Source organism: Enterobacter sp. HNDS-6, from assembly GCF_039850505.1.
GTDB lineage: Bacteria > Pseudomonadota > Gammaproteobacteria > Enterobacterales > Enterobacteriaceae > Enterobacter > Enterobacter kobei.
On the sequence record NZ_CP156673.1, the window covers coordinates 319,601 to 345,962 of the forward strand.

At 46.8% G+C, this 26,362-nt stretch carries 22 protein-coding genes; 1 reads left to right on the forward strand and 21 read right to left on the reverse strand.

The features are described from left to right. Positions 1-83: 83 nt before the first annotated feature. Positions 84-1,088: an NAD-dependent epimerase gene (locus ABFI50_RS01495; RefSeq protein WP_282374562.1), complete on the forward strand. Its 1,005-nt coding sequence runs from the start codon at positions 84-86 to the stop codon at positions 1,086-1,088. A 51-nt stretch (positions 1,089-1,139) separates the two neighbouring features. Here the strand turns inward: ABFI50_RS01495 and ugd are convergent, their stop codons facing one another. From ugd to cpsB, 21 genes are all read right to left on the reverse strand, one after another. Further along, on the reverse strand, positions 1,140-2,306 hold the full coding sequence (gene ugd, locus ABFI50_RS01500) for a UDP-glucose 6-dehydrogenase (RefSeq protein WP_014884475.1): 1,167 nt from the start codon (positions 2,304-2,306) through the stop codon (positions 1,140-1,142). A 254-nt stretch (positions 2,307-2,560) separates the two neighbouring features. Beyond that, positions 2,561-3,967 (reverse strand): NADP-dependent phosphogluconate dehydrogenase, encoded by a 1,407-nt coding sequence (gene gndA / locus ABFI50_RS01505; protein ID WP_282374561.1) that lies wholly within the window; start codon positions 3,965-3,967, stop codon positions 2,561-2,563. A 141-nt stretch (positions 3,968-4,108) separates the two neighbouring features. Continuing rightward, positions 4,109-4,867 carry a glycosyltransferase family 2 protein gene (locus tag ABFI50_RS01510; RefSeq protein ID WP_282374560.1) on the reverse strand — a complete coding sequence of 253 codons (759 nt, stop codon included), beginning with the start codon at positions 4,865-4,867 and terminating at the stop codon, positions 4,109-4,111. A 3-nt stretch (positions 4,868-4,870) separates the two neighbouring features. Next, the gene (locus ABFI50_RS01515; protein WP_282374559.1) at positions 4,871-5,746 is read right to left on the reverse strand and encodes a hypothetical protein; all 876 of its coding nucleotides are present in this window, start codon (positions 5,744-5,746) and stop codon (positions 4,871-4,873) included. Next, positions 5,743-6,771, reverse strand: a complete 1,029-nt coding sequence (locus ABFI50_RS01520; RefSeq protein ID WP_347485193.1) for a glycosyltransferase family 2 protein — start codon at positions 6,769-6,771, stop codon at positions 5,743-5,745. Before ABFI50_RS01520 ends, ABFI50_RS01515 begins: the two co-directional genes overlap by 4 nt. 4 nt (positions 6,772-6,775) lie before the next feature. Next, entirely contained in the window at positions 6,776-7,789 is a 1,014-nt protein-coding gene (locus ABFI50_RS01525) for an EpsG family protein (protein WP_282374557.1), read from the reverse strand. A gap of 298 nt (positions 7,790-8,087) precedes the next feature. Next, positions 8,088-8,993 (reverse strand): WavQ, encoded by a 906-nt coding sequence (locus tag ABFI50_RS01530; RefSeq protein WP_282374556.1) that lies wholly within the window; start codon positions 8,991-8,993, stop codon positions 8,088-8,090. After that, the gene (locus ABFI50_RS01535; RefSeq protein ID WP_347485195.1) at positions 8,990-10,513 is read right to left on the reverse strand and encodes an oligosaccharide flippase family protein; all 1,524 of its coding nucleotides are present in this window, start codon (positions 10,511-10,513) and stop codon (positions 8,990-8,992) included. Before ABFI50_RS01535 ends, ABFI50_RS01530 begins: the two co-directional genes overlap by 4 nt. 68 nt (positions 10,514-10,581) lie before the next feature. Further along, positions 10,582-11,706, reverse strand: coding sequence for a dTDP-4-amino-4,6-dideoxygalactose transaminase (gene rffA / locus ABFI50_RS01540; RefSeq protein ID WP_347485196.1), 1,125 nt, complete (start codon positions 11,704-11,706; stop codon positions 10,582-10,584). Then, on the reverse strand, positions 11,706-12,257 hold the full coding sequence (rfbC, locus tag ABFI50_RS01545) for a dTDP-4-dehydrorhamnose 3,5-epimerase (RefSeq protein ID WP_282374551.1): 552 nt from the start codon (positions 12,255-12,257) through the stop codon (positions 11,706-11,708). The genes rffA and rfbC overlap by 1 nt, the downstream gene beginning before the upstream one ends. 3 nt (positions 12,258-12,260) lie before the next feature. Continuing rightward, positions 12,261-13,139: a glucose-1-phosphate thymidylyltransferase RfbA gene (rfbA, locus tag ABFI50_RS01550; protein WP_282374549.1), complete on the reverse strand. Its 879-nt coding sequence runs from the start codon at positions 13,137-13,139 to the stop codon at positions 12,261-12,263. Between the two features lie 52 nt (positions 13,140-13,191). Next, the gene (gene rfbD, locus ABFI50_RS01555) at positions 13,192-14,091 is read right to left on the reverse strand and encodes a dTDP-4-dehydrorhamnose reductase (protein ID WP_032636060.1); all 900 of its coding nucleotides are present in this window, start codon (positions 14,089-14,091) and stop codon (positions 13,192-13,194) included. Then, complete coding sequence (rfbB, locus tag ABFI50_RS01560) at positions 14,091-15,176, reverse strand: dTDP-glucose 4,6-dehydratase (RefSeq protein WP_032636059.1); 1,086 nt, start codon at positions 15,174-15,176, stop codon at positions 14,091-14,093. The genes rfbD and rfbB overlap by 1 nt, the downstream gene beginning before the upstream one ends. Before the next feature lie 353 nt (positions 15,177-15,529). Beyond that, complete coding sequence (gene galF, locus ABFI50_RS01565) at positions 15,530-16,426, reverse strand: GalU regulator GalF (protein WP_032636058.1); 897 nt, start codon at positions 16,424-16,426, stop codon at positions 15,530-15,532. A 176-nt stretch (positions 16,427-16,602) separates the two neighbouring features. Then, positions 16,603-17,994, reverse strand: coding sequence for a colanic acid biosynthesis protein WcaM (wcaM, locus tag ABFI50_RS01570; protein ID WP_047625691.1), 1,392 nt, complete (start codon positions 17,992-17,994; stop codon positions 16,603-16,605). Positions 17,995-18,006: 12 nt separating this feature from the next. Further along, a complete protein-coding gene (gene wcaL / locus ABFI50_RS01575) occupies positions 18,007-19,227 on the reverse strand; it encodes a colanic acid biosynthesis glycosyltransferase WcaL (protein WP_023330877.1) in 1,221 nt (406 codons plus the stop codon). After that, positions 19,224-20,504: a colanic acid biosynthesis pyruvyl transferase WcaK gene (gene wcaK / locus ABFI50_RS01580; protein ID WP_023330878.1), complete on the reverse strand. Its 1,281-nt coding sequence runs from the start codon at positions 20,502-20,504 to the stop codon at positions 19,224-19,226. Before wcaK ends, wcaL begins: the two co-directional genes overlap by 4 nt. 17 nt (positions 20,505-20,521) lie before the next feature. Then, entirely contained in the window at positions 20,522-22,000 is a 1,479-nt protein-coding gene (gene wzxC, locus ABFI50_RS01585) for an MOP flippase family protein (protein ID WP_248217440.1), read from the reverse strand. A 1-nt stretch (position 22,001) separates the two neighbouring features. Beyond that, positions 22,002-23,396 (reverse strand): undecaprenyl-phosphate glucose phosphotransferase, encoded by a 1,395-nt coding sequence (wcaJ, locus tag ABFI50_RS01590; RefSeq protein WP_014884496.1) that lies wholly within the window; start codon positions 23,394-23,396, stop codon positions 22,002-22,004. A gap of 46 nt (positions 23,397-23,442) precedes the next feature. Continuing rightward, complete coding sequence (gene cpsG / locus ABFI50_RS01595) at positions 23,443-24,813, reverse strand: colanic acid biosynthesis phosphomannomutase CpsG (RefSeq protein ID WP_032636056.1); 1,371 nt, start codon at positions 24,811-24,813, stop codon at positions 23,443-23,445. A 111-nt stretch (positions 24,814-24,924) separates the two neighbouring features. Beyond that, the gene (gene cpsB, locus ABFI50_RS01600) at positions 24,925-26,361 is read right to left on the reverse strand and encodes a mannose-1-phosphate guanyltransferase (protein ID WP_014884498.1); all 1,437 of its coding nucleotides are present in this window, start codon (positions 26,359-26,361) and stop codon (positions 24,925-24,927) included. Position 26,362: the final 1 nt, after the last annotated feature.

Below are 26,362 nucleotides of genomic sequence, written 5' to 3' on the forward strand. Positions count from 1 at the left end.
ATGTATCGGGTGTGCTACGCGCTATCATAGACAAATTCGGATGCCCTATGCATCACAAGAACGAAGCGTTAACGAGGAAAGATATGAAATTTTTGGTAACGGGCGCAGCAGGTTTTATCGGTTCACATGTCAGCAAGCGACTGCTGGACGCAAGCCATCAGGTTGTCGGTATTGATAATCTGAATGACTACTATGACGTCAATCTTAAGCTGGCACGTCTGGACTTGCTCAAATCTGACAATTTCTCTTTCCATAAACTTGATTTAGCCGACCGTGAAGGGATGTCTGCGCTCTTCGCCGATGAGAAGTTTGACCGTGTGATCCATCTGGCCGCGCAGGCTGGGGTTCGCTACTCGCTGGATAATCCACATGCTTATGCAGAAGCCAACCTGGTGGGTCATCTCAACGTGCTGGAAGGCTGTCGCCATAATAAGGTTCAACACCTGCTTTACGCCTCATCCAGCTCCGTTTATGGGCTCAACCGTAAGATGCCTTTCTCTACGGACGATTCAGTGGATCACCCTGTTTCGCTGTATGCGGCAACTAAAAAGGCCAATGAGCTGATGTCGCATACCTATTCTCATTTGTACAACCTGCCAACGACCGGCCTGCGCTTCTTTACCGTGTACGGCCCGTGGGGGCGACCGGACATGGCCTTGTTCAAATTTACCAAAGCAATGATCGAAGATAAGCCGATTGATGTTTACAACTACGGCAAGATGAAGCGCGACTTCACTTACATCGACGATATCGCCGAAGCCATTATTCGTCTGCAGGATGTCATTCCTCAGGCCGATGCAGACTGGACCGTCGAGACCGGTTCCCCGGCGACCAGCTCCGCGCCTTATCGCGTTTACAACATTGGTAATAGCTCTCCGGTCGAGCTTATGGATTACATCACGGCGCTGGAAGAAGCTCTCGGCAAAGAAGCAGAGAAAAACATGATGCCGATTCAACCGGGTGACGTGCTGGAGACCAGCGCGGATACGAAAGCGTTGTATGACGTTATTGGCTTTAAACCGCAGACGTCGGTCAAAGACGGAGTGAAGAACTTTGTCGACTGGTATCGCGCTTTCTACAAGGTCTGAAAATAAAAAACCCGGCTACATGGCCGGGTTTTTTACGTGCGTTAAGAGTAATCAATCGCTTCCGAACAGATCGCGGGTATAGACTTTATCCGCCACGTCCGCCAGCTCTTCCGCCATGCGGTTAGAGATGATCACGTCCGCTTCCTGCTTGAATGCATCCAGATCACGAATCACGCGGGAGTGGAAGAACTCATCTTCCTGCATCGCGGGTTCATAAATAATAACCTGCACCCCTTTAGCCTTAATGCGCTTCATGATGCCCTGAATGGAAGAGGCACGGAAGTTATCTGAACCGCTCTTCATGATCAGACGATACACACCCACAACTTTAGGCTGACGCGCAAGGATGGAGTCAGAGATGAAATCTTTACGCGTGCGGTTGGCATCTACAATGGCTGAAATGAGGTTATTCGGTACAGCCTGATAGTTGGCCAGCAACTGTTTGGTATCTTTTGGCAGGCAGTAGCCGCCGTAACCGAAGGACGGGTTGTTATAGTGGTTGCCGATGCGAGGGTCGAGGCACACGCCTTCTATGATCTGACGGGTATTCAGGCCCAAACTCTCTGCGTAGCTGTCCAGCTCGTTGAAGTACGCTACACGCATCGCCAGATAAGTATTGGCGAACAGCTTGATGGCTTCGGCTTCCGTGGAGTCGGTAAACAGAACCGGAATGTCTTTCTTGATTGCGCCTTCCTGGAGCAGCGCGGCAAAACGCTCCGCCCGCTCAGAGCGCTCACCGATCACGATACGCGAGGGGTGCAGGTTATCGTATAGCGCCCTGCCCTCGCGCAGAAACTCTGGCGAGAAGAAGACATTATCAATACCCAACTCTTCTTTAATCGATTTGGTGAAGCCTACCGGAATGGTCGACTTAATGATCATCACTGCTTGAGGGTTGATTGCGATAACGTCTTTGATCACGGCTTCAACAGTAGAGGTGTTGAAGTAATTGGTTTTGGGATCGTAATCTGTTGGTGTCGCAATGATGACGAAATCTGCACCACGATAGGCATCTTCTTTGTCCGTCGTCGCACGAAAATTCAGAGGTTTGTTGGCAAGATAGTCCTGGATCTCTTTATCGACAATCGGAGACTGCTTCTGATTGAGCATATCTACTTTGGACTGAACGATATCCAGCGCAACCACTTCATGGTTTTGTGCAATCAGGATGCCGTTTGAAAGCCCAACATAGCCCGTTCCGGAGATAGTTATTTTCATTCGTTCAACTTCTTCAAGTTTTGAGTTTCAGGAGGCATAAACACCCCACCGCAATAAACAACTGTTGAGGTTTTTACCTCTTATGTTGAGCGGCTGTCAAGGCGAATGCCTGGCTACAGAAATGAGAAAATGCAGTGGTTTATATGGTGTTAAACGATGCTCGTTGAGCAAAGCAAGTCCACATGGGCGTAAGCGCGATAAAAAAAGCCCGATGAGGTTCATCAGGCTTTGTTATCAGACGGAGTTAAATCAGATTAATCCAGCCATTCGGTATGGAACACACCTTCTTTATCAGTGCGTTTGTAGGTATGCGCACCGAAGTAGTCACGCTGTGCCTGAATCAGGTTCGCCGGCAGTACGGCAGCACGGTAGCTGTCATAGTACGCCACGGCAGCGGAGAAGGTCGGAACCGGAATACCGTTCTGTACAGCGTAAGCAACCACATCACGCAGCGCCTGCTGATATTCATCCGCAATTTTCTTGAAATACGGAGCCAGCAGCAGGTTCGCGATACCCGCGTTTTCTGCATAGGCATCGGTGATTTTCTGCAGGAATTGCGCACGAATGATGCAGCCCGCACGGAAGATCTTCGCGATTTCACCGTAGTTCAAATCCCAGTTGTTCTCGTCAGACGCTGCACGCAGCTGTGAGAAGCCCTGCGCGTAGGAAACGATTTTACCCAGGTACAGAGCACGACGAACTTTCTCAACGAATTCCGCTTTGTCACCCGTTGGCTTAGCCTGCGGACCAGAGAGCACTTTAGATGCCGCAACGCGCTGCTCTTTCAGAGAGGAAATGTAACGTGCAAACACAGATTCGGTGATCAGGGACAGAGGTTCGCCCAGATCCAGAGAGCTCTGGCTGGTCCATTTACCGGTACCCTTGTTCGCTGCTTCATCCAGAATCACATCAACCAGGTATTTACCCTCTTCATCTTTTTTAGTGAAGATATCTTTGGTGATGTCGATCAGGTAGCTGTTCAGCTCACCTTTGTTCCACTCGGTGAAGGTTTCAGCCAGCTCTTCGTTAGAAAGGTTCAGACCGCCTTTGAGCAGGGAGTAGGCTTCTGCAATCAGCTGCATATCACCGTATTCGATACCGTTGTGAACCATCTTAACGTAGTGGCCCGCACCGTCCGGACCGATATAGGTCACGCACGGTTCGCCATCTTCGGCAACCGCTGCGATTTTGGTCAGGATAGGTGCAACCAGTTCGTAGGCTTCTTTCTGGCCGCCAGGCATGATTGATGGGCCTTTCAGGGCGCCCTCTTCACCACCGGAGACACCGGTACCGATGAAGTTAAAGCCTTCAGCAGACAGTTCACGGTTACGACGGATGGTGTCGTGGAAGAAGGTGTTGCCGCCATCAATGATGATGTCGCCTTTATCCAGATACGGTTTCAGGGAATCGATAGCAGCATCGGTACCTGCGCCCGCTTTCACCATTAACAGGATACGACGAGGCGTTTCCAGAGACTCAACGAACTCTTTAACCGTATAGAAAGGAACCAGTTTCTTGCCTGGATTCTCAGCGATGACTTCTTCAGTCTTATCACGGGAGCGGTTGAAAACGGAGACGGTATAACCACGGCTTTCGATGTTGAGCGCCAGGTTGCGCCCCATCACTGCCATACCGACAACGCCGATCTGTTGCTTGGACATTACATACTCCTGTCAGGTGTGGTCACCGCGACTTATGCGCGGCTTGAATGTGTTCACTATGTTAACTCAGTTTCAAAGGTAAAGAGTAGTTGAACATGCTCTATAAGATTTTCTTTCAATGAGATTTTGCATAACGTTCTGTTATCGCCTAAAAATCGCACGCCAAGCGTAATGAACAAATGAAACGGAGGAATGATACATATTCAATTTTTCAAACTCCCTATATATTTGCCATTGCCTCTTACATTTCTTAAATTTATTCCGAGAAATAGAATTGGGTAAAACTCTATACTTCGTAAGAACTTTATTTAATAAATATGCTTTTTTACCTTGCTTAAGCAATTTAAGCCATAAGGCATAATCTTGCCCAGTCCTTATCAATGGCATTTTACAATCGCTAAAAGCTGATTTCCGTAACATAACAGTTGAACAACCTAGAGTAGCTTTTTTACGCAACATGTCAAAGTAATCAAAAGAGCAATTATCGCCCTGGAGATCTACTATCCTTCCAAATCCAGCGCCATTCTCATCAATTATTTCATATGCCGTAAAAGAAAAATCTATATCATTATCTTTCATAAATGAAAGCTGCTCTTTCAATTTGTCTTTATGCCACAAGTCATCGCTATCAAGAAAAGCAATATAATCACCACTGGCTCTATCGATTGAGTTATTTCTACTAACCGCAGCACCTGAATTTGTTATGTTGGTAAAAATTTTGATTCTCAAATCAACTGCAGCGTATTCTTGAACAATAGATGCTGTATTGTCTTTTGAACAATCATCGGTAATCAAAAGCTCCCAATTTGAATGCGACTGATTAACAATTGAATCAATAGACTCTCTAATTGTTTTAGCTGAATTAAAACTGGGCATGATGATGGATATTAAATCATTCATAGTCTAACGAAACTCACGTTCGAATGAATCTTTCCCTAAACCGAAGTAGGATAGTGAATTAGTGAATTGTCTTGTGTTGAGATCTTCATTCACATTCATTTTTTCTAGCCCCTTGGTGAGGGATGTAACAAGTGGAGGAAAATGGTCAATGATATTATCCAAAATTACCGATTGATAACCATTCGCGGTCGTAATCATTTTATACCATATGTCATCTGCATAAGGACATAACTTTTCTATGCTATCAAAATCTGATATTCTCATATCGAGAGCCTTAATAGGATAGCATATACCTGAAACTCCGGTAGGTAGTATATAATTACTTTCATTATGAGTTATATCAGCTAGCGGCCAATATTTATAGGGTTTTAACTGCTCAGTATTGCTTTCAAAGGAAATTACTCTTCCTCTATTGCAAAGGATATGACTATTAACTTTTGGATTTTCGACGAAATTTCGCAGCCAATATTTAGGATAAAACACATCATCATCTGCAGTAACAACAAAACTAAAATCACAATTTGTTTGAGATAAAATATATGATAGTTTTTTAAATGATCTTATATCTCTTTCAACATATCGGACTTTTAGCCCTCTTTTGACTTGTTTTTCTAAAAACCACTTTGCAATAGGGGAAATGTGTTCATCCTTATGAATCCAAAGATATATTACTGAAGGCTTGATCTCTTGAAAGAAAATACTTTCAATAGTTAAAAAAACAAAATTATACCTCCAACCATAAGTAGTTAGTGATACCACAAAATCGGCATGACCATCTTTTAGAGTTGAATGACTAAAACATCCTCTAATTAAAAAGAAAAGTGATAAAACAATTGACTTAAATAATAGTAAAAATCTTCTAAAGTTTTTTTGAATCATTTGATTCCATCCTTCAGTACTGATTCAAATTTTTGTTTATCAACCTCTGTGAGAGATAAAGAATCAGAAATCAAACTCTTCAAAAAAGCATAAGAACTACGAAGACCTAATTTATTTATTTTTAGGAGATTAATCATAACTTTCAAAATAGATGGTATAAGCCACAGATACCACGTGATGCCTAAATGAAGTTTCATATTTACAAATCTATTAAGATAATGAATATAGGCTTTTCGTAAAAGTCTTTCAGGACTTCCTTGTATACTAGCTCCAACTTTATGGTATATAATTGAGTGGGTGTTACAAACTACTTTAGCTTTGTTTTTCAATAGCCTCAAGGCCAATTCTACATCTTCTTCACCAAAGAAAAATCTCTCAGTGAATCTGCCAATCTTTTTAAAGTAAACTGTTTTAAACAACAAACAGCACCCTGTTGCAAAGGTGACTCTAAAAATAGCCCTAGGGAAAATAATATCATTTATATTTTTCTTAGCAAAATAATATTTTCTTGAACCAACCCTGGAAATTTCTCCACCACAATTCCACATGAGACTTTTATCATGATAGTATCGTATTTGAGGTATTACTGCATCAGCGCTATCAATACTTGCTAATAACGGTTCCAAGAAGTCAGGTTCAACAACAGTGTCATTATTAAGAAAAAGAATGTATTCATAGCCGTTTTGTTCAGCATACTCTGCACCAAGATTACACCCTTTTGCGAACCCATGATTTAAAGAACATCTAAATAAATATACATTATTGTGTACCTGTGTATCAATTAATCCATAATTACTGATTAAATCATGTGAAACTGATATTTCTTGCGATTCACCAAAAAGATCTGCCAACCCACCACATAGATATTTATAAGAATCCATATTTGAATCATTATCTATGATAATTAAGTCGGCTAAACCTTGGTTAAATCTTTGGACACTTTTCATGCTTTCACAACATGCCAGAGTGTCTTGAGAGCCATTCCAGTTCAATAATATAATGAGCAGTTTTTTTTTGTTTTCCATTTATCTAAATTCCAATCAGTTTTAAGTTAACCAAATAACAGTATAAACATACCCAAGAAAAAATTATCAAACTTGCTATCCATGACGGTTTGAACTTTGAGACAATAACTGGCAGAGAAAATATAAAAGATACTGCAAACAACTCAAAAGTGCGAGATGCCAAGACAGGAACTGAAGAAAATAGATAAAATATCGTTAGCATAATGCTAAATAGTTTGAGAAATATTACATCCTCAGCTTTAATAATAGATTTTGTACAAGCGTATAAATACAAGACAAAGAATGCGAATGCAGATAAAGTAAACTTACTAAATATGTTCACCTCATCAAAACGACCAAATTGCTCAACCCCTATGATATAAGAAATTGCTTTAGTAGATAAAGGTTCCGGCAAATACCTGAAAAGCGAAATTAGAACAGGATTCATGTCCCCAATGAGCAAGATGATTGCTAACATAATCAGTGGTGATGAGAACACTAAGCTTAGATTTATTTTTTTTGATGATAAAAAAACTAAAGGTAAAAGTATAACCGCACTGAAATGGCACAAACATGCTAGTAAAATTTTGATAATATACTTTTTACGGTCTTGTTTAATTAGGTCCGGAATCGCTAAGAGAAAGAAACTTGATGCAAGCCCAACCCTAATCTGAGTCATTTCATGTAGAATAAAAAACATGCCTGCATAAATAACCAGAGATAATCCAATTCTCTTTGAATATTTTGCTATGGCATAAGTCTTAAAAAATACAGAGAAGGCGGCATAAAGAACAAAAACGATTCGCGTAGTTTCATTAAATAATTTTTCGCTAATATAGCTGAATATTATAAATATTGGCTCTTTAATTTCTGAATTCCCTTTGTAAAAGGAAATTATCTCATCTTGATATGTTAATGAATCATTATCAATACCAATTGGTCTAAATGCTGCGATTAGGAATAAGAGAGTTGAAATTAAAATTAATAAAACCAACTGAAAACTGTTGCTCTGTTTTGCAGCTACTAAATCATGTCTCATGTTACGCTCATAGTTAATGAGTGATCATACTTCTGGTTTCTGAATATTTTCAACGCAAACAAGCAGCTTTGAAATATTGCAAGACACAGTTAACTACATTTACATATCATATAGCATCATCTAAATAAAATTATCATTCCTTTATATGACTGAGAAATCAATATTAGATTCAAATAATTATTTTTATGCTATATAATATTTTATGGAATTAAAAACCTCTGCCTGCTTTCATATATACTAAAACCTCCAAAAGCAGTTCTTAAAATGAGTACATTATTCATTTGAATTGCCTTCCATATTATCTTAGCTTGAAGTAATCGGCCATTTCATTTAGGCAGCACTGAACATTTTCAGTAGATCGTTGATGTTCAGCGAGTATGTGATTATAAACATTTTCTCTTGTGCGTTCTGCCCACTCCTCTTGCTCTTTTGAGAATCCAAAAGAAATACCATATCTGTCCGATAAATTTGGATACCAATCTTCTATCGACTGCCCTTGAGCTGGTACAACATATGACGGGCAACCGCATAACACAGCAAAAATTGAATAGGCGGTGTAATCATCATAACAAATGAATTTTTTAGAGCGTTTGAAAATAGAGGCTACTTCTTTATGACCTAAACCGTCAATTTGTACTGCATTAGCGGGATGTATTTTTTCTTTATAAGTCCCTTTTCTAACCATGAAACAGCAGTCTATATCTTTTACATCATTACTTTCATTATATATATCGATTGGGTAATAAATAACTTTCAATTCACGCTGAGATGTAAACGATCCATCTCTATGAAAATCTTTAATAGCTGAATTAAACTTATAATACATTTCGCCAACTTCATAATCGATGATGGAGGTATGAAAGCCAGGTTGATGCAGTAACCATCTTACGACATGTTTGGCCCTAAGAGGATTACCATTCACTATTTCCGGATATACGACAACACTGTCTTCAGGAATTTTTTTCGCATTCCATAGCGGAGTATTCCATTCAGGATGTGTTTTATAACAGGACTTTGAATGAATCATCCATTTTAATTGCTGCAATAACTTTATACAGGTTATCTTTCCTGAGTAAGATGGCTTTAACTGTACTAGGAAAGCATCATGCTGGCTGAATTCATTAATAATATGACACAAACGATGAAGAACAACGGAACCACCACTATTTTCATCAAAAGAAGGCGCGCATATAAATACTTTCATTTTTTACTCATTTTAAAATCAAAAGAAGGTAACATTCTATGCATTCCAAAAACATACCCCATAGCAATCACCAAACTTCCAAACCCAATAAAAGATAAATAGATGAAAGACAACAACCTGCTTCCGCTAAATAGTTCTATATTAGACATAAAATAATAATAAATGAATTCTATAATTACCAAAGGTAAAATATAAAATGCCATTATTCCTATCCCATTACTGAATCTTTCAATGAGATTATATCCTCCCCACATAACAAATAAGAGGATAGCATTCATTGCATAAAAAATAGACGTACCATCACCATGAAAGTTCTTGGCAATAAAAATATTCAGCGGAATTATTATCATACTAAAAATAACATACACAATTGTATGTTTTTTTAACTCTCCATGGCTATAGAGCAGCAGGAATATTAAATTTGAATAGATTGAAAAAACACCACCTAAAAACAACCATGGTAAATACTTCGATACTTCTGTAGCAAGATGTATGTTATTGCTCCATACAAAAAGTATTTTTTCAGAAAAGAAAAACAAAAAAACACTTAAAGGTATAGTAATCGTTATAATAAATTTAAATGCATTAAAATATAAACGTGAATATTCTCGCGTATCTCTTTCATGGAAATATTTAGTAAGTCTTGGTTGTAAGTATTGATTTAGTGGATCGCTGATAATTGCTAAAATCCCCATTATTGAAACGGCGATGCTATACATCGCATACTCGGATAAGGGCAAAAAACGCGTGAGCGTTAATTTATCGGATTGATTTACTACAACCCACAATATCGTAAGCATTGATAATTGCAATGCAAACGAAAAGAATTTGGAAATCGAAATCTCACCAACACCATCATCAAAGTTAGGTTGTTCACTGATGTTTTTTAAAATTTTTCTCCTAACGCACTCACTAAAAAAAATCATCAGTCCACATGTTAATGCTGCACTCAGAAGCTGCATTACAAAATAAAAAACAACATCGCCTTTGAAGAAATATAATAAAAAGAGTGTAATAGGTTGTGATAGTGTTGTATTTATTAAATTAATCGTTGTAATTGTAACTTGTGATTCATTAGAAAGTAATAGACTTCTGAACGGCCCCTGTAAGTATCTTAGTGCAAAAATACAAAACATCAGTGCTGAACATACGACTATAGTTGAATTTTCAATATTTGTTTTTAGCCATGAGGCGCTAAACTTTATGCTGAAAACGCCTCCTAACAGGACAAGCAATATTGCAATAACTACAAATATTACAATTATTTTCCGATACAGTACGTTAAATTTTTCAAATCTTCTAATGTTTTGCTTCGAAATAATAGCTTCTCTTGTTAAAACCCCACCTACTCCTGCATCTAAAATACTTAAACATGCCTGTAATACTGTAAAGAAGCCAAGTAATCCATATGCTTCTACACCAATCCTTTTTATTAAAAAAGGAATGAGTAAGATTGCAACAACAGCTGTATATATTCTTACGCCATAGATATATGTCAATAACTTGACTTCTTTAATCATTATTTAGATTTCTTGTTAATCAGAAGAGAATTGTCTGGCGATCAAACTAATGTTATGCGACCAAACTATCAGATATAGAAATTTTTTATTTTTTCACATATGAAATCCACTTGCTCTATTGTTAACTCATAGAACATTGGAAGTCTTAACAGACAATCACTAAAATGGTCACTATTTGGCAATTCAACATTATTACCAATTGATAAATAGTAGTCACTTTTATTAAGTGATAAATAATGGAAAACAGAGTGAATTTCGAAACCTTTTAAATAATTAATTAACTCAGTTCTTTTGTCTATATCACTACATACTATATAAAACATATGAGCATTGTTTGTAGCAAACTCGGGAATTACCGGTAGTTTGATAAGCCCTTTAGATTCTATTTCACACAAATTAGAATGATAACGTTCCCATAATGTTTTTCGCTGCTTTTGAATTATCTCTAAATTTTCTAATTGCGCAAAAAGATATGCCGCTATTATATCAGATGGAAGGAAAGATGAACCTATATCGACCCATCCATATTTATTCACTTCGCCCCTGAAAAATGAAGACCTATTAGTACCTTTTTCTCTTATGATCTCAGCTCGTTGAAAATAGCTTTCATCATTTATGACAAGCATTCCACCTTCACCAGAAATAATGTTTTTCGTTTCATGGAATGAAAAAGTACCAAATGTACCAATGCTTCCCAGAGGTCTACCGTTATGGAAGGAGTCAATAGCTTGAGCTGCATCCTCAATGACAGGAATGTTGTATTCACGCGAAATAGACATTATTTCATCCATATCACATGCTACACCTGCATAATGTACGACAATAATAGCTTTAGTCTTTTCGGTAATATTAATTCGAATAGATTCAGGATCTATATTTGGATTGTCAATATAGCTATCAGCAAAAACTAATTTGGCTCCCCGTAATGCAAAAGCATTCACTGTTGATACAAATGTATATGCTGGTGCAATGACTTCATCCCCTGGTTTTATATCAAGTAAGATCGCAGCCATTTCAAGAGCATCGGTACAAGAAGTGGTCAACAATACTTTTTCAAAGTCATATTTATCTTCAAAGAACTCGTGACATTTTTTTGTGAAAAAACCATCACCAGATATTTTACCAAAACTTACCGCTTGAGATATGTAAAAGAGTTCTTTACCTTGTAAGTATGGCTTATTGAACGGAATCATTATTCATCCTTAATATTTTCTACAAAACCTGGAGCTAACTTATCTTTCTCTGATAAAATTACTTCTTTCTCAGAAACTGGCCAATGTACATTTAAAATTGGGTCATTCCATGCAATGCATCGTTCAGAAGTGGGGTTGTAATAATTTGTAGTTTTATATTGGAACTCTGCAGTATCACTAAGAACAACAAATCCGTGGGCAAAACCTTCAGGAATCCATAGCTGACGTTTATTCTCAGCAGAAAGATATACCCCAACCCATTGACCAAATGTCTCTGATTCTTTACGTATATCCACAGCGACGTCAAAAACTTCACCCACTATACAGCGAACTAATTTCCCTTGCGCATAAGGTGCTAGCTGGTAATGAAGACCACGTAGTACATTTTTGCAGGATTTAGAATGGTTATCCTGTACAAATTCAATCTCACGTCCTGTTATTTCTTCAAAGCTTTTCTTATTAAAACTTTCGAAGAAAAATCCTCGCTCATCACCAAAAACTTTCGGCTCAAGTATCAGTACATCTTCAATATCTGTTTTTACAACGTTCATAAATTAGTAGCCTTTAATCATTTTGAGCAGATATTGACCGTAAGCATTCTTTTTCAGTGGTTCAGCAAGTATTTTGACCTGTCCTGCATCAATAAATCCCTTGCGAAAAGCAATTTCTTCCGGACAGGAGACTTTAAGCCCCTGACGCTCTTCAATTGTCGCAATAAAGTTACTCGCTTCAATCAGGCTCTGATGTGTACCCGTATCCAGCCAGGCATAGCCACGCCCCATCATGGCCACTGAAAGACGTCCCTGCTCCAGATAAATACGGTTGATATCCGTGATTTCGAGTTCACCGCGCGCAGACGGTTTAAGGTTTTTAGCCATTTCTACAACATCATTATCGTAGAAATAGAGACCCGTTACGGCATAGTTGCTTTTAGGCTCCAGCGGCTTTTCTTCCAGGCTGATGGCCGTACCGTTTTTATCAAACTCCACAACGCCATAACGTTCAGGGTCGTTAACGTGATAGGCAAATACCGTTGCACCATCATCTTTATTCAGGGCTGCTTCGAGCTGTTTAGGCAAATCATGACCATAGAAAATGTTATCGCCCAAAACCAGCGCGCAGCTATCGTCACCAATGAACTCTTCACCAATGATAAAGGCCTGCGCCAGTCCATCCGGGCTTGGCTGCACTTTATATTGAAGGTTTAACCCCCACTGGCTACCGTCACCCAGAAGCTGTTCAAAGCGTGGGGTATCCTGTGGCGTACTGATGATCAGAATGTCTTTAATCCCCGCCAGCATCAGTGTAGACAGCGGATAGTAAATCATTGGTTTGTCGTAAATGGGCAGCAGTTGTTTACTCACCGCCATGGTCACAGGGTAGAGACGAGTGCCGGATCCACCAGCAAGAATAATACCTTTACGCGTAGCCATTGTAATTTCTCTATAAATGCAAATTGCCCGAATCCGGGCAATTATTTAATGATTAGATTGATTCAGCGGTAAAAAGCTCGGCGAGCATTCGCTTAACGCCCACATCCCATGCCGGTAATACCAGGCCAAAGTTGCGCTGGAATTTCTCTGTATTTAAACGCGAATTATGTGGCCGACGCGCAGGCGTAGGATATGCGGTGGTTGGAACGGCATTGAGTTTTTCAATTTCCAGTTCAATCCCCGCCTTTCTGGCTTCATCGAATACTAGCGCAGCATAGTCATACCAAGTGGTCGTGTCTGATGCAACAAGATGATACAGGCCAGCCACTTCCGGCTTTACCATCGCTACACGGATAGCATGCGCAGTACAGTCAGCCAGTAACTCAGCGCCTGTCGGTGCGCCAACCTGATCGTTGATGACGGAGAGCTCTTTACGCGCTTTCGCCAGGCGAAGCATTGTTTTTGCAAAGTTATTGCCTTTGCCGGCGTAAACCCAACTTGTGCGGAAAATCAGGTGCTTAGCACAATGAGACTGGAGCGCTTTTTCACCCTCGAGCTTGGTCTGCCCATATACATTAAGAGGTGCGGTAGCATCCGTTTCGCACCATGGCGTTTCGCCATCCCCTGGAAACACGTAATCAGTAGAATAGTGTACAACCCAGGCACCGATTTTAGCCGCTTCTTTCGCAATTGCCTCGACGCTGGTTGCGTTGAGCAGCTGAGCGAATTCCTGCTCTGATTCAGCTTTATCGACTGCGGTATGCGCCGCAGCATTGACGATGACGTCGGGCTTAATTGTACGAACGGTTTCAGCGATACCTTCAGGGTTGCTAAAATCACCACAATATTCTTTCGACTGCACATCGAGTGCAATCACGTTCCCTAATGGTGCGAGTGCACGCTGGAGTTCCCAACCCACCTGCCCTGTCTTGCCGAACAGAAGAATGTTCATTATTGACGTTCTCCGTAATTCTGTTCGATCCAGGTCTTGTAGGCACCGCTTTTAACATTGTTTACCCAGTCCTGGTTGCTCAAATACCATTCCACGGTCTTGCGGATACCGCTTTCGAATGTCTCTTCGGGTTTCCAGCCCAGCTCAACGCCAATTTTATGTGCGTCAATTGCGTAGCGCCGATCATGCCCTGGACGGTCAGCGACGTAAGTAATCTGATCGCGATAGGAGCCTTCTTTCGGCACGATTTCATCCAGCAGATCGCAGATGGTGTGTACCACATCCAGATTCTGCTTTTCGTTATGCCCACCAATGTTATATGTTTCACCCGGCTTACCTTGGGTTACAACGGTATACAGCGCACGCGCATGGTCTTCAACATACAGCCAGTCACGTATCTGGTCACCTTTGCCGTAAATTGGCAGCGCTTTACCGTCCAGAGCATTCAAAATCACCAACGGGATCAGCTTCTCAGGGAAATGATACGGACCGTAGTTATTTGAGCAGTTGGTTACAATCGTTGGGAAACCGTAGGTACGCAACCATGCGCGAACCAGGTGATCGCTGGAGGCTTTAGAGGCGGAATACGGGCTGCTTGGCGCATAGGCTGTGGTTTCGGTAAACAGCGGCAACTCAGCAGACGCAGGATGTTCATCAGGGTGAGGCAAATCACCGTACACTTCATCAGTTGAGATGTGGTGGAAACGAAACGCCGCTTTAGCCGCATCATCTAACTTCAACCAGTAGGCACGGGCGGCCTCCAGAAGGACATAGGTACCCACAATGTTAGTTTCAATAAACGCAGCGGGGCCGGTAATAGAACGGTCAACATGACTCTCTGCCGCAAGGTGCATCACCGCATCCGGTTTGTGCTCGTCGAAAATGCGATCCATAGCGGCTCTATCGCAAATGTCTGCATGTTCAAAGACATAACGATCGCTATCATTGACGTCGGTCAGTGACTCCAGGTTACCGGCGTAAGTCAGTTTATCCACATTGACGACCGCATCCTGGGTATTCTTAATAATATGCCGCACAACCGCTGAGCCGATAAATCCGGCACCGCCCGTAACAAGGATTTTCACGTTAGCTATTCCATCTATTGGGTTTATCGAGATATTGATGCTCTGGAACCCGATTAATAATAATGATTTCAGAAATTTTGCACGCTACCGCCCCTGGCTTAACAGCTACCAGTGCACTGAGCGATAGTTAGATAAAGGATTTTGGGTCTGATTACAGACGAAAAACTGCCGTTAATTGTCGTCCTAAATGGCCCTGGAAACAAGCACAAATCGTTACAAATCAGCCCACAATTGAATCAGATAACTGCATGTTATTGCTAGAATTAATAATAAAAAACGGCAGTTACCATTTTGGTTATGTTTGACATAGCCAAATGATAACTGCCGCTTATTCAAAAAGACAAAAAGGAATATCAGTCGTTAGCCAGCAGCTTCTCAATCCGGCTTCTGAACTTCGCCCCTTCCTTCAGGTTACGCAGCCCATAGTTCACAAACGCCTGCATATACCCCATTTTCTTACCGCAGTCATAGCTGTCACCCGTCATCAGCATGGCATCCACAGACTGCTTCTTCGCCAGTTCAGCAATCGCGTCAGTCAGCTGAATACGGTCCCAGGCACCTGGCTCGGTTTTTTCCAGTTCCGCCCAGATATCGGCATTCAGAACATAACGACCCACCGCCATCAGGTCGGAGTCTAGCGTCTGCGGCTGATCCGGTTTTTCGATGAACTCAACGATGCGGCTCACCTGCCCTTCCGTCTCCAGCGCTTCTTTCGTCTGAATCACAGAGTACTCAGAGAGATCGCCCTTCATGCGTTTCGCCAGCACCTGGCTGCGACCGGTTTCGTTGAAACGCGCCACCATGGCCGCCAGGTTGTAGCGCAGCGGATCGGCAGACGCGGTATCAATGATGATGTCCGGAAGAACAACGATGAACGGGTTATCACCGACAACCGGACGGGCACACAGGATGGAGTGGCCCAGCCCCAACGGCTGCGCCTGGCGCACGTTCATGATGGTCACGCCAGGTGGACAAATAGATTGCACTTCCGCCAGCAGCTGGCGTTTGACGCGCTGCTCAAGCAACGCTTCGAGTTCGTAAGAGGTGTCGAAGTGGTTTTCAACCGCATTCTTGGACGAGTGCGTAACCAGGACGATTTCTTTGATCCCTGCAGCAACAATCTCGTCGACGATGTATTGAATCATCGGTTTGTCGACGATCGGCAGCATTTCTTTAGGAATGGCTTTTGTGGCTGGCAGCATATGCATGCCCAGGCCTGCTACCGGAATGACTGCTTTCAAATTAATCATTATTTCTTCCACCTTAAAATGGTTGACGAATTATAGCTCTTAAACCTGTTTTCGCCAGCATGATTTGCCGTAATCCTGAGGTAATGTTACGCCTCAGCATCACAAATTTCTGTAGTTGTAATCTGATTCGATCGCGCTTTTGTGCCAGGAATAGTCTCAAAACAGACGATCGTCGATTATTTGCGCGGAAGTGCAAAGTTCAGCCTTTCCACATTAACCACCTGCTGGTCCACCCGGTCAATATCCACCGAGCTCTGCCCCTTCTCATTCACCGCTTTTATGTTCGCCAATGACAGCAGGGTCTCATCTTTGGCCATAAATTTGCCCCGCACATCCTTACGTAAGTCAAAGTTTATCTTCAGCGCAGGACCGATAGCAGCCTCCTGCATCACGTTGATATTACGTAAGAACAGATGCTGCGGCTTATTGTGCAGCTCAAGCGTCGCGCGCTTCATCTCGACGTTGGTGATCGCCACAAAGGAGGTGGCATTGCCGGATGATATTTGGATTCCGCGCAGCTTATACGCAAGCTGGCGATTATCCAGATGAATATTGTTTAGCTTGAAGTTCTGGGGAATGGACAAATAATCGCCTTTAATGACCCCATAGCCAATTAGCATTCCGGCACTATTGACCATATCGACATTATCAATAATGAAATTATCACACCCATAAATAGCTACCGTGGCGTTATCTATTCCCGCCTTTTTACTGAAGTCGGGGGTAATATTTTTGGCCTTTATATTGCGGATAACAAAGTGTTTACCGTTTTCAACATGCACCAGCTGGCGACAGTTGCTGCCGGTAATGTTGGCCACCACGAAGTTCTTAACGGTCTGTTTTTCAGGATAGTCGTTGTCGTAGGTGCTCCCGGCGAGGCCAATACCGATACCCCAGTTGATCTTGCCGTTGGTGCAGTTGATGTTGTCGATGACGTGATCGGAGATCAGGATATTGCGGTCATTGATCGCCACATTCCACTCAATCGCATCGCCCTGCAGGTGGCTGAATTTGCTGTTGGTAATACGGGCCCCATCGATCTGGTTATGAAAACCCTGACGCAGGATAGCGTAGTTAGCCTGGCTCACGCTGATATTATCAATCAGCAAATTGCGCATCACTTTGGGTTTCTTACCGCCAATGTAGATCTGCGTTACCGGGCCAAACCCACTCATTGCCAGCCCTTTAATCACACAATCTGAGCCACGAACGTCGAGCGTAATGTTCTCCGTGCGCCCTGCCCCTTCGCCAATGACCTTGCAGCCTTCCTGCAGAACAAAGCGGCCGCGCCCGTTGCCGGTTAACGCCCCGCGGATCAGCAGCGTTTTACCGTCAGGAATGAAAATGCCCGTATTGATGTTTTCGCAGGTGAGTCCCGCCGGGACAACGACGATGTCACCCTCTTTAAACGCCTGCTTAAAGGCAGCGATCCAGTCGTTGTTATTGTACTGATTAACAGAGACCGTCTTTCCGCCTGCCGCCCGCGCGAGGCGGGACGACAGCAGCGGCGTGGCCGCCAGTACGGACAGAGAAGAGACAAAAGTGCGTCGGGTAATCTTTTTCAGCATACAACCTCGGCGTTACAGCGTTTGCAGCAGGCTCGCTAACTGGCGATTAATCACCTGCTGGTTAAAATCGGTTTCTACTTTTTGTCTGGCATTGTGAAGCACGGGCTCCAGCGCCTGCTGGTCGATGTCGCTGAAGGCCGCTAACCGGTCAGCAAGGGCCATCGCGTTATTCTCCGGCACCAGCCAGCCGGAATGGTCAGATTTAATCAGCTCCGGGATCCCGCTGTGCAGGGTCGATACCACCGGAATACCCACGGCCATCGCCTCCATCAGCGCCACCGGAATGCCTTCCATGTCACCATCGGCGCCCGTCACGGAGGGCAGCAGGAACACGTCCGCCTCATCGAGCATGGCCTTAACTTCATGGCTCGGCTTAAAGCCCGGCATCTCCACGACATCGTCCAGCTGATACTGTTCGATAAGCGTGCGCAGACGACGTTCCCACGGCCCAATGCCGAGAATGCGATAGTGGAACGCCACCCCGCGCGCTTTTAGCTGACGGCAGGCCTCAATGGCCACATGCAGACCTTTCTTTTCGGTCAGACGTGCCACAGAGATGATCTGTAGCGGTTTTCCCGGCACCTTCACCGGACGACGCGTAAAGCGCGTTAAATCGACGCCCATGCGCGAAACTGCAATCTTCTCACCCGGGCAGCCCATACTTTTCAGGCGTCCGGCCCACAGGTCGCTGATGGGCAGCATCATGTCACCGCGGCGGAAAAGCTGCTGATACTCTGGCGTATAGTGGTTCAACACTTCACGGCTTGAGATGTCGATTCCGTGGAAAATAGTCGCAATCTTGCCGTCTATTACCCCCAGTTCGCGCAGCTTCGCGGCAGTGACACCCGCCGGGCCGAAGTGGGCGATAAACACATCGGCACGATACGGCTGCGCCGTTTGCCCGCAGATGGCCGACAGGATCAGATTGCGAGATTCGGACCCATAGCGGGAAACATTCAGCGCCCGCCAGGTCTGCGGCCGATGGATCCCGCGTAAGGTCTGGCTGGCCCGGTGGCGCAGCTTGCTCAACTTCCCGGAAGGCTCATCCTGCAGCCAGCGGGTTTTCGCCTCCAGCCCATACTGGGTATAGGCCGCATGGGTGTTTTGGGTATCGCCCTTTTGCAGGGCGATAATCTCCACGTCATATCCCATATCGATAAACGCGGTAATTTGGTTCAGCACAAAGGTCTCGGACGACAGCGGAAATTTCAGTAAGAAGAAACCAACCTTCATTTCCCCTCCCGTACGCGGTCGAGTACCGATTTCACCATGCCAATGCCCTTCTCGCGCTCGGCTTTCACCGCCACGGCCAGCCGTTCGTTGATGGCGGGCAGTTGACCCAGCGTGTCCCCCACCATCGCACCAAGCGAACCATCCAGCAGGTGACGAATATCCACTGCCATTTCCGGCATGCCAAGCTGCTGCATAATCCCGGCGGATTTGTGTTCGTAGTTAATGGCGATGGCCGGCGTACCGAAGTTCATGGAGATAATGGCCGAATGCAGGCGGGTGCCGACGGTCAGGTCACAGGCGCCGAGCAGCTTGCCCATTTCAAGGTCGTTCAGCTCATCCATCACAACGTGATAACGGGACGGATCGTTAACCAGGTTGCGCAGATTCAGCGCCACCATGCGGTCATCTTTGTTGTAGCTGTCGATGCCGGTACAGGTGGAAAGCGCCAGTACCTGATAACCGCTGTCCAGCACGCGGTTCACCACGTCGGCAAAGGCTTTCTCATACGCCGCCTGGGTGGTGCCTAGCCGTTTATCAAAGGGAGCCAGTTCACGCAGCGTGATGGCGACCGTTTTTTGTTTTGCCGCCACGTCCAGCCAGTGCTGTACCGCGTAGCTTGCCTGGAAGCTGTCATCCTGATGATCCACCAACCAGGCGGTGTCCACGCCGTGTTCTACTTTAGACGTGTCAATTTCGCTGCGCTTCATCATATCCAGACTCACCGACTCACGCAGGATCAGCGCGTCGCAGTGCCCAAAGACATAGTTCGCCAGCTGGTTAAACTGCGGATCCTGGAAAGGTCCGACGCTGTGGCCAATCATAAACAACGGCTTTTTGGCCATAAACGTGCAGAGCGCATGTTCAAACTGAGGTACGCCGTAGAGATCGACGAAGAACGAACCGCCAACCTGAATAATCGCGTCGTAGCCGGACAGCAGCCGCACGAAATCGGTAAAGCCCTGCGCAATCGCAATGTTGCGCAGCTTGCCGGTATCCGTCACGCGGGAAAGCAGCACCTGGTGCTGGTAGCGACGACGCAGGACTTTCTTCACTCGCCCCATCACGCCTGCGGCGTTGTTATGCTGTTTCATCTGGCTGTAGAGCGGGTCGCCCATTACCGGGCGGTTCAGTAACCAGGATGAGCTGACCGGATAACGGCTCATCACGTCCACTTCGGTCTCAGGCTTAAGGGTGTTAATTGCATCCAGTAAACCGCGCAGGATGGCGCTGTCGCCACGGTTGCCGCAGGTATGGTTGCCAAGAATTAATAATTTCATAATGGCCTCTTAAATAACTAGCCTGCGCGAAGCAGCGTTTTCATTTTTTCGTTACGGCAAAACTGGCGCTTCATTTCGACCACCAGCGCATTGCGTGACAGCACAATCATCACGCCAAATGCCAGCGCGCCGGCGGCCACCTGCACCGCTAGCAGTGCGGCCAGCGGCAGATGGCCGCGAAGGATAATGCCCAGACCGTAGCTCACAGCCAGGGTTGGCAGTGAGAGGTAAAAAGGCAGCCACAGACTCAAAATGTACTGACGGTAGCTGGAGCCCAGCACCGGCTTAATCATGATGAAGTAGCTCAGAACGGTATTGACTACCTGCACCAGCAGGAAGCCCAGCGTGACGCCGATGGCGCCCGCCATATGGCCACCGACGATAATTGCCGGAATAAACAGGAAGGTTTTGAACACGTTGAACTTGAAGCTGATATCCACCCGTGCCTTCGCCATCAGCAGCGAACCAATCGGATTCCCCACAGAGCGCAGCAGTCCCACCACGCAGAGCAATTGCAGGATCGGGATAATGCCGTTCCACTTCTCGCCAAACACCAGCGGTACGAAGTTGCTCGAGACCACCATCAACCCCAGCAGCACCGGGAAGTTGATGATCCCTACCACGGACAGCAGCTTGTAAAAATTAACGCGCAGCTTTTCGGTATCGTCCTGAATCTTGGCAAACGCCGGGAACAGGACGCGGGTGATAATCGGGTTCAGCTTCATCGGCGGTACAACCGCAACGTTATAGGCCAGGTTGTAGCCCCCCGCGACGCTCGCCCCAAGAATACGTGCCAGCACCAGCGTTGAGAGGTTGGTATTCACGTAGTTAATGATGCTGTCCGCCGTCAGCCACGCGCCAAAGCGCAGGTTAGACGAGACGGACGTGAGAGAGAAATGCAGCCCCGGGCGATAAATTTTGCGGCCAAAATAGCCAAACAGCAGCGTACGCACGGCGGAGTTGACCAGGTAACCGAGGATGGCCGTCATCGCCAGCGGCCAGAAATGGGCGCTGACCACGGTGAAGGTAAAGCCCGCCAGCACGGCGCTGGTTTCGATCATGCCGATTTTGTTGAACTCCAGCTCTTTCTGCATCAGCGCGCGGAACTGCTGCCCGTGTGGGATCACCACGAAGGCAAAGGACAATGTGCGCATCAGCGGGGCGAGATCCGGGTTGTGCAGCACGCTGGCGATAGTACCGCTCAGCAGAAAGACCAGCACAAACACGAAAATTCCCAGCCCCACATTCAGCCAGTAGAGCGTGGTCAGCTCCAGATGGCTGATCTCTTTACGCTGGATAATCGAGTTGGCGATACCAAAGTCCGACAGCGTGTCGGCCAGCGCAATAATCACCAGCGAGACGGTCAGCAGGCCGAACTGGTGATTATCAATAATGCGCGCCAGCACCGTCATCTGCACCAGGCCGAGGCCAATGATGACGATGGTCGCCATCGCTGACCACTTGGCGCCGCTGATGGTTTTTTCACGTAAGCTCATCTTAGTACGCCGCTTTGTTCACGAAGCCTTTGAAAATGGTCAGAAAAACAATCTTGATATCGAACCAGAGGCTCCACTCGCGGATGTACTCCAGATCGAACTCGATGCGTTTTTCCATTTTTTCCAGCGTGTCGGTTTCACCGCGCCAGCCGTTGATCTGTGCCCAGCCGGTGATGCCCGGCTTCACCTTATGGCGCAGCATGTAGCCTTCAATCAGCGAGCGGTACTGCTCGTTGTGCGCCACGGCGTGCGGACGGGGGCCAACAATCGACATGCCGCCGGTAAAGACATTGATAAACTGCGGCAGCTCGTCCAGCGAGGTGCGACGCAGGAAGTTACCTACGCGGGTGACGCGCGGATCGTTCTGCGTCGCCTGGGTGACCACCTTGTCGTTCTCCATCACCTTCATAGAGCGGAATTTCCAGACCATGATCGGCTTACCGTCCATGCCGTAGCGGGTCTGACGGAAAATGACCGGGCCGGGGGAGCTCAGCTTCACCGCCAGAGCGATGCAGCACAGTACCGGGGAGATGAGGAGTAAAATCAGCGAAGAGAGCACGATATCCTCCACGCGCTTGAGCACGCGGTTAATGCCCGACAACGGCGTATCGTACAGCGGTACCACCGGTACGCCGTTCACCTCTTCAATACGGGAATGCAGAATGTTAAAGGTAAACACATCCGGGATGAGGATCACCGAGCAGGTGGTATCCGCCAGTTCGCGCATCAGCTGCTTAATGCGGGATTCGTCTTTCATCTGCATGGCGATATAAACGTTGTGAATTTTTCCGGCTTTCGCGTCTTCAATCAGCTGGACGTAATTCCCCGCCCAGTCCGACGGCACGCCGCCCGGTTTCGCGTCGTGATAAATGCCCACCACTTCAAACCCTAACCACGGCTCTTTGCGGAAGCTCTCGAGCAGAACCCTTCCAACCGGTAAATCCCCTGCCACCGCCACAAAGCGACGGTTATAGCCGCGGTTACGCAGCCAGCCCGCGCCAAAGCGGATCAGGGAGCGGCACACCACCATGCCGACGCTGGTCAGCAGATACCAGCTGAGATAGGTCACGAGGCGATTATCGAAATCATGGCTGAACGCTACCAGGCCCGCGCTGAAGATCAGACTCAGGGTCCAGTTCTGCAGCAACAGCATCAGTTCGGTAGTCATTTTCACGCCGCGCCACGAGCGGTAGAAATCGGTCATTCCGCCGATCATCTGAAACACGACCAACGCAATCAGCGCCATCAGCAGATGCATATATAAAAACGGCAGCCCGCCGATCCGACACACCGCCCACAGTCCGCCGACCATGATGGTGATATCAGAAAAACGCTGCACCATAGAGATTAACGATGCATTCGTTCTCGCTCGTTCGCGTTTTTTTAGATTCGTCATCGTTGTTCCTGTATTCGGTTTCCCCTCCCGCCGGGAGGGGCAATTGTTACTGATTCAACAGCGCCAGAATGTCCTTCGTTCGGGCTTCCATCAGCGCCGTATCCGCGCGGGATTCCACGTTCAGGCGCACCACCGGCTCGGTATTAGAAGAGCGCAGGTTAAAGCGCCACTGTGGAAACGCCATGCTGATGCCGTCGGTGCGGTCAACTTCCAGCGCGTGAATGGCAAAGTGTTGCTCCACGCGGGCAATCGCCTCGGCGGGCTGCGCCAGCTTGCTGTTGATCTCCCCGCTCGCCGGGAACGCCGCCATGCGGTCGCGCACCAGCTCACCCAGCGTTTTACCTTTCAGACACAGGAGTTCAGTCACCAGCAGCCACGGGATCATCCCGCTGTCGCAGTAGGCAAAATCACGGAAGTAGTGGTGGGCGCTCATCTCGCCGCCGTAGATAGCGTCTTCTTCACGCATGCGCTCTTTGATAAAGGCGTGACCGGTTTTGGACATCACCGGCGTGCCGCCTGCCGCTGACACCACATCGACGGTGTTCCAGGAAAGACGCGGGTCATGAATGATTTTCGCACCCGGGTTTTTCTCAAGGAACGCTTCCGCCAGCAGGCCGACAATGTAGTAGCCCTCGATGAACTGCCCTTTCTCGTCGAACAGGAAGCAGCGGTCGAAATCGCCGTCAAAGGCAATGCCCATATCCGCGCCGTGCTCAATCACCGCGTTACGGGTGTCGTCGCGGCACTCCGGCAGCAGCGGGTTAGGAATACCGTTCGGGAAGTTGCCGTCCGGGGTGTTGTGCACTTTGATGAAGGTCACCGGCACGTTCAGCGCTTTAAAGCGGGCTTCCAGGGCATCCACCACCGGGCCGGCCGCGCCGTTACCGGAGTTGATAACCAGCTTCAGCGGCTTAAGGTTCGCCACGTTGATGTAGCCCAGCAGGTGATCGATATACTCTTTTTGCAGGTTGATTTGCTTATAGCTGCCGCGTTTCGCGTCGTTCACCGGCGGGAAATCGTTGGCTTCCGCCAGACGCTGCACGTCGCGCAGGCCGGTGTCGCCGCTGATAGGACGCGCACCTTTGCGCACCAGCTTCATGCCGTTGTAGTCCATCGGGTTGTGGCTGGCGGTCACTTCAATACCACCGTCCACGCCCAGGTGGAAGGTGGCAAAGTAAATCTCTTCGGTCCCGGAAAGTCCGATATCCAGCACGTCCACGCCCGCGTCCTGCAACCCTTTCGCCAGCGCCAGCTTAAGGGATTCACTGGTCAGACGCACGTCGCCGCCCAGCACGATGGTCTGCGGCTTCAGGTATTCGCCATAGGCGCGGCCAATGCGCCACGCGATATCTTCATTCAGCTCTTCGCCCAGCTTGCCGCGAATATCGTAGGCTTTAAAACAGGTTAATTTTTCCATGATGACCCCTTTTTCAGGCAACAGTCGGCCCTGACCACTAAATGGCCAAATTGATTTTTTTGTCATTCGTAGGCCCGGCAAGCGCAGCGCCACCGGGCGTATTGCAGAGTGCTACACCCGGCCGTAGCGATCCTGGAAGCGCACGATATCGTCCTCTTCCAGATACGAGCCGGAGCGCACCTCAATTAAATCGAGAGGAATTTTCCCCGGGTTCTCCAGACAGTGCGTGGCCCCCAGCGGAATATAGATGGACTCGTTTTCACCCAGCAGTTTGACTTCGCCGTCGATGGTGACTTTAGCCGTGCCCGCCACCACGACCCAGTGCTCGGCGCGGTGATGGTGCATCTGCACTGACAGCCCTTCGCCCGGCTTCACGGTGATGCGTTTCACCTGATAACGCTCACCTGCATCGATGGAGTCATATTTGCCCCACGGACGGTACACTTCGCGGTGAATGTGGTGTTCGTGTCGGCCATCGGCCTTGATTTGCTCGACCACTTTTTTAACGTCCTGCACGGCGTTACGGTCGGCAATCAGCACGGCGTCTTTGGTCTGGACAACCACCAGATCTTTCACCCCAACCGTGGTCACCAGGCCGGACTCGGCGTAGACGTAACTGTTTTCCGTTTTGTGGCTAATGACATCGCCGTGATGGACGTTACCCTCCGGGGTATGGGCGCTGATCTCCCACAGTGAGGACCAGGAGCCCACATCACTCCAGCCCGCATCCATCGGAACCACAACGGCGTCGGCCGTGCGTTCCATCACCGCATAGTCAATGGACTCTTCCGGGCAGGCGAGGAACGCCTCCTCATCCACGCGGATGAAGTCGAGATCCGGGTCCACCACTGCCATCGCCTTCTCACAGGCATTCAGAATATCCGGACGGTATTTGCGCAGCTCTTCCAGATAGCGCCCGGCACGGAACAGGAACATCCCACTGTTCCAGTAGTACTCACCGCTGGCGACGTAGGCCTGGGCGGTTTCCAGATTCGGTTTTTCGACAAACTGCGCCACATCAAACGCCACGCTGTCGCCTTCGCCAGGCGTCACATTACCGCGGCGAATATAGCCATAGCCGGTTTCTGGCAGATCCGGCACGATGCCGAAGGTCACCAGTTTGCCGCTTTCGGCGTAAGGGATCGCTGCACGCACCGCCTCGCGGAACGCCTCTTCCTGCTGGATAACGTGGTCTGCCGCCAGCACCAGCATCAGCGGGTCACAGTCAGGACTGCTGCGTTTTGCCGCCAGCGCCGCGAGGGCGATAGCAGGCGCGGTATTACGTCCGGCAGGCTCCAGAATGATGTTTTCTGTGAGTTTATTCAGCTGGCGCAGCTGCTCGGCAACAATAAAGCGGTGCTGTTCGTTACAAATCACCACCGGGCTTTCACACTCCACACCGTGCAGACGGTTTACCGTCGTCTGCAGCATGGTGAGGTCACCCTTCAGGCACAGAAATTGTTTTGGATAAAGCACGCGGGACAGTGGCCACAACCGGCTCCCGGATCCACCCGCCATTACGACCGGATACAAAGTGGTTTGACTCATG

Bases quoted from the DNA above. Each gene is read 5' to 3' on its own strand.
- rfbA (WP_282374549.1), bottom strand. From the start codon at position 13,139: ATGGCTACGCGTAAAGGTATTATTCTTGCTGGTGGATCCGGCACTCGT.
- rffA (WP_347485196.1), bottom strand. From the start codon at position 11,706: ATGATTCCGTTCAATAAGCCATACTTACAAGGTAAAGAACTCTTTTAC.
- cpsG (WP_032636056.1), bottom strand. From the start codon at position 24,813: ATGGAAAAATTAACCTGTTTTAAAGCCTACGATATTCGCGGCAAGCTG.
- wcaM (WP_047625691.1), bottom strand. From the start codon at position 17,994: ATGCTGAAAAAGATTACCCGACGCACTTTTGTCTCTTCTCTGTCCGTA.
- wcaL (WP_023330877.1), bottom strand. From the start codon at position 19,227: ATGAAGGTTGGTTTCTTCTTACTGAAATTTCCGCTGTCGTCCGAGACC.
- ABFI50_RS01525 (WP_282374557.1), bottom strand. From the start codon at position 7,789: ATGAGACATGATTTAGTAGCTGCAAAACAGAGCAACAGTTTTCAGTTG.
- ABFI50_RS01510 (WP_282374560.1), bottom strand. From the start codon at position 4,867: ATGAATGATTTAATATCCATCATCATGCCCAGTTTTAATTCAGCTAAA.
- ugd (WP_014884475.1), bottom strand. From the start codon at position 2,306: ATGAAAATAACTATCTCCGGAACGGGCTATGTTGGGCTTTCAAACGGC.
- wcaJ (WP_014884496.1), bottom strand. From the start codon at position 23,396: ATGACGAATCTAAAAAAACGCGAACGAGCGAGAACGAATGCATCGTTA.
- ABFI50_RS01515 (WP_282374559.1), bottom strand. From the start codon at position 5,746: ATGATTCAAAAAAACTTTAGAAGATTTTTACTATTATTTAAGTCAATT.
- ABFI50_RS01520 (WP_347485193.1), bottom strand. From the start codon at position 6,771: ATGGAAAACAAAAAAAAACTGCTCATTATATTATTGAACTGGAATGGC.
- ABFI50_RS01535 (WP_347485195.1), bottom strand. From the start codon at position 10,513: ATGATTAAAGAAGTCAAGTTATTGACATATATCTATGGCGTAAGAATA.
- wcaK (WP_023330878.1), bottom strand. From the start codon at position 20,504: ATGAAATTATTAATTCTTGGCAACCATACCTGCGGCAACCGTGGCGAC.
- cpsB (WP_014884498.1), bottom strand. From the start codon at position 26,361: ATGAGTCAAACCACTTTGTATCCGGTCGTAATGGCGGGTGGATCCGGG.
- wzxC (WP_248217440.1), bottom strand. From the start codon at position 22,000: ATGAGCTTACGTGAAAAAACCATCAGCGGCGCCAAGTGGTCAGCGATG.
- rfbD (WP_032636060.1), bottom strand. From the start codon at position 14,091: ATGAACATTCTTCTGTTCGGCAAGACAGGGCAGGTGGGTTGGGAACTC.
- galF (WP_032636058.1), bottom strand. From the start codon at position 16,426: ATGATTAATTTGAAAGCAGTCATTCCGGTAGCAGGCCTGGGCATGCAT.
- ABFI50_RS01495 (WP_282374562.1), top strand. From the start codon at position 84: ATGAAATTTTTGGTAACGGGCGCAGCAGGTTTTATCGGTTCACATGTC.
- ABFI50_RS01530 (WP_282374556.1), bottom strand. From the start codon at position 8,993: ATGAAAGTATTTATATGCGCGCCTTCTTTTGATGAAAATAGTGGTGGT.
- rfbC (WP_282374551.1), bottom strand. From the start codon at position 12,257: ATGAACGTTGTAAAAACAGATATTGAAGATGTACTGATACTTGAGCCG.
- gndA (WP_282374561.1), bottom strand. From the start codon at position 3,967: ATGTCCAAGCAACAGATCGGCGTTGTCGGTATGGCAGTGATGGGGCGC.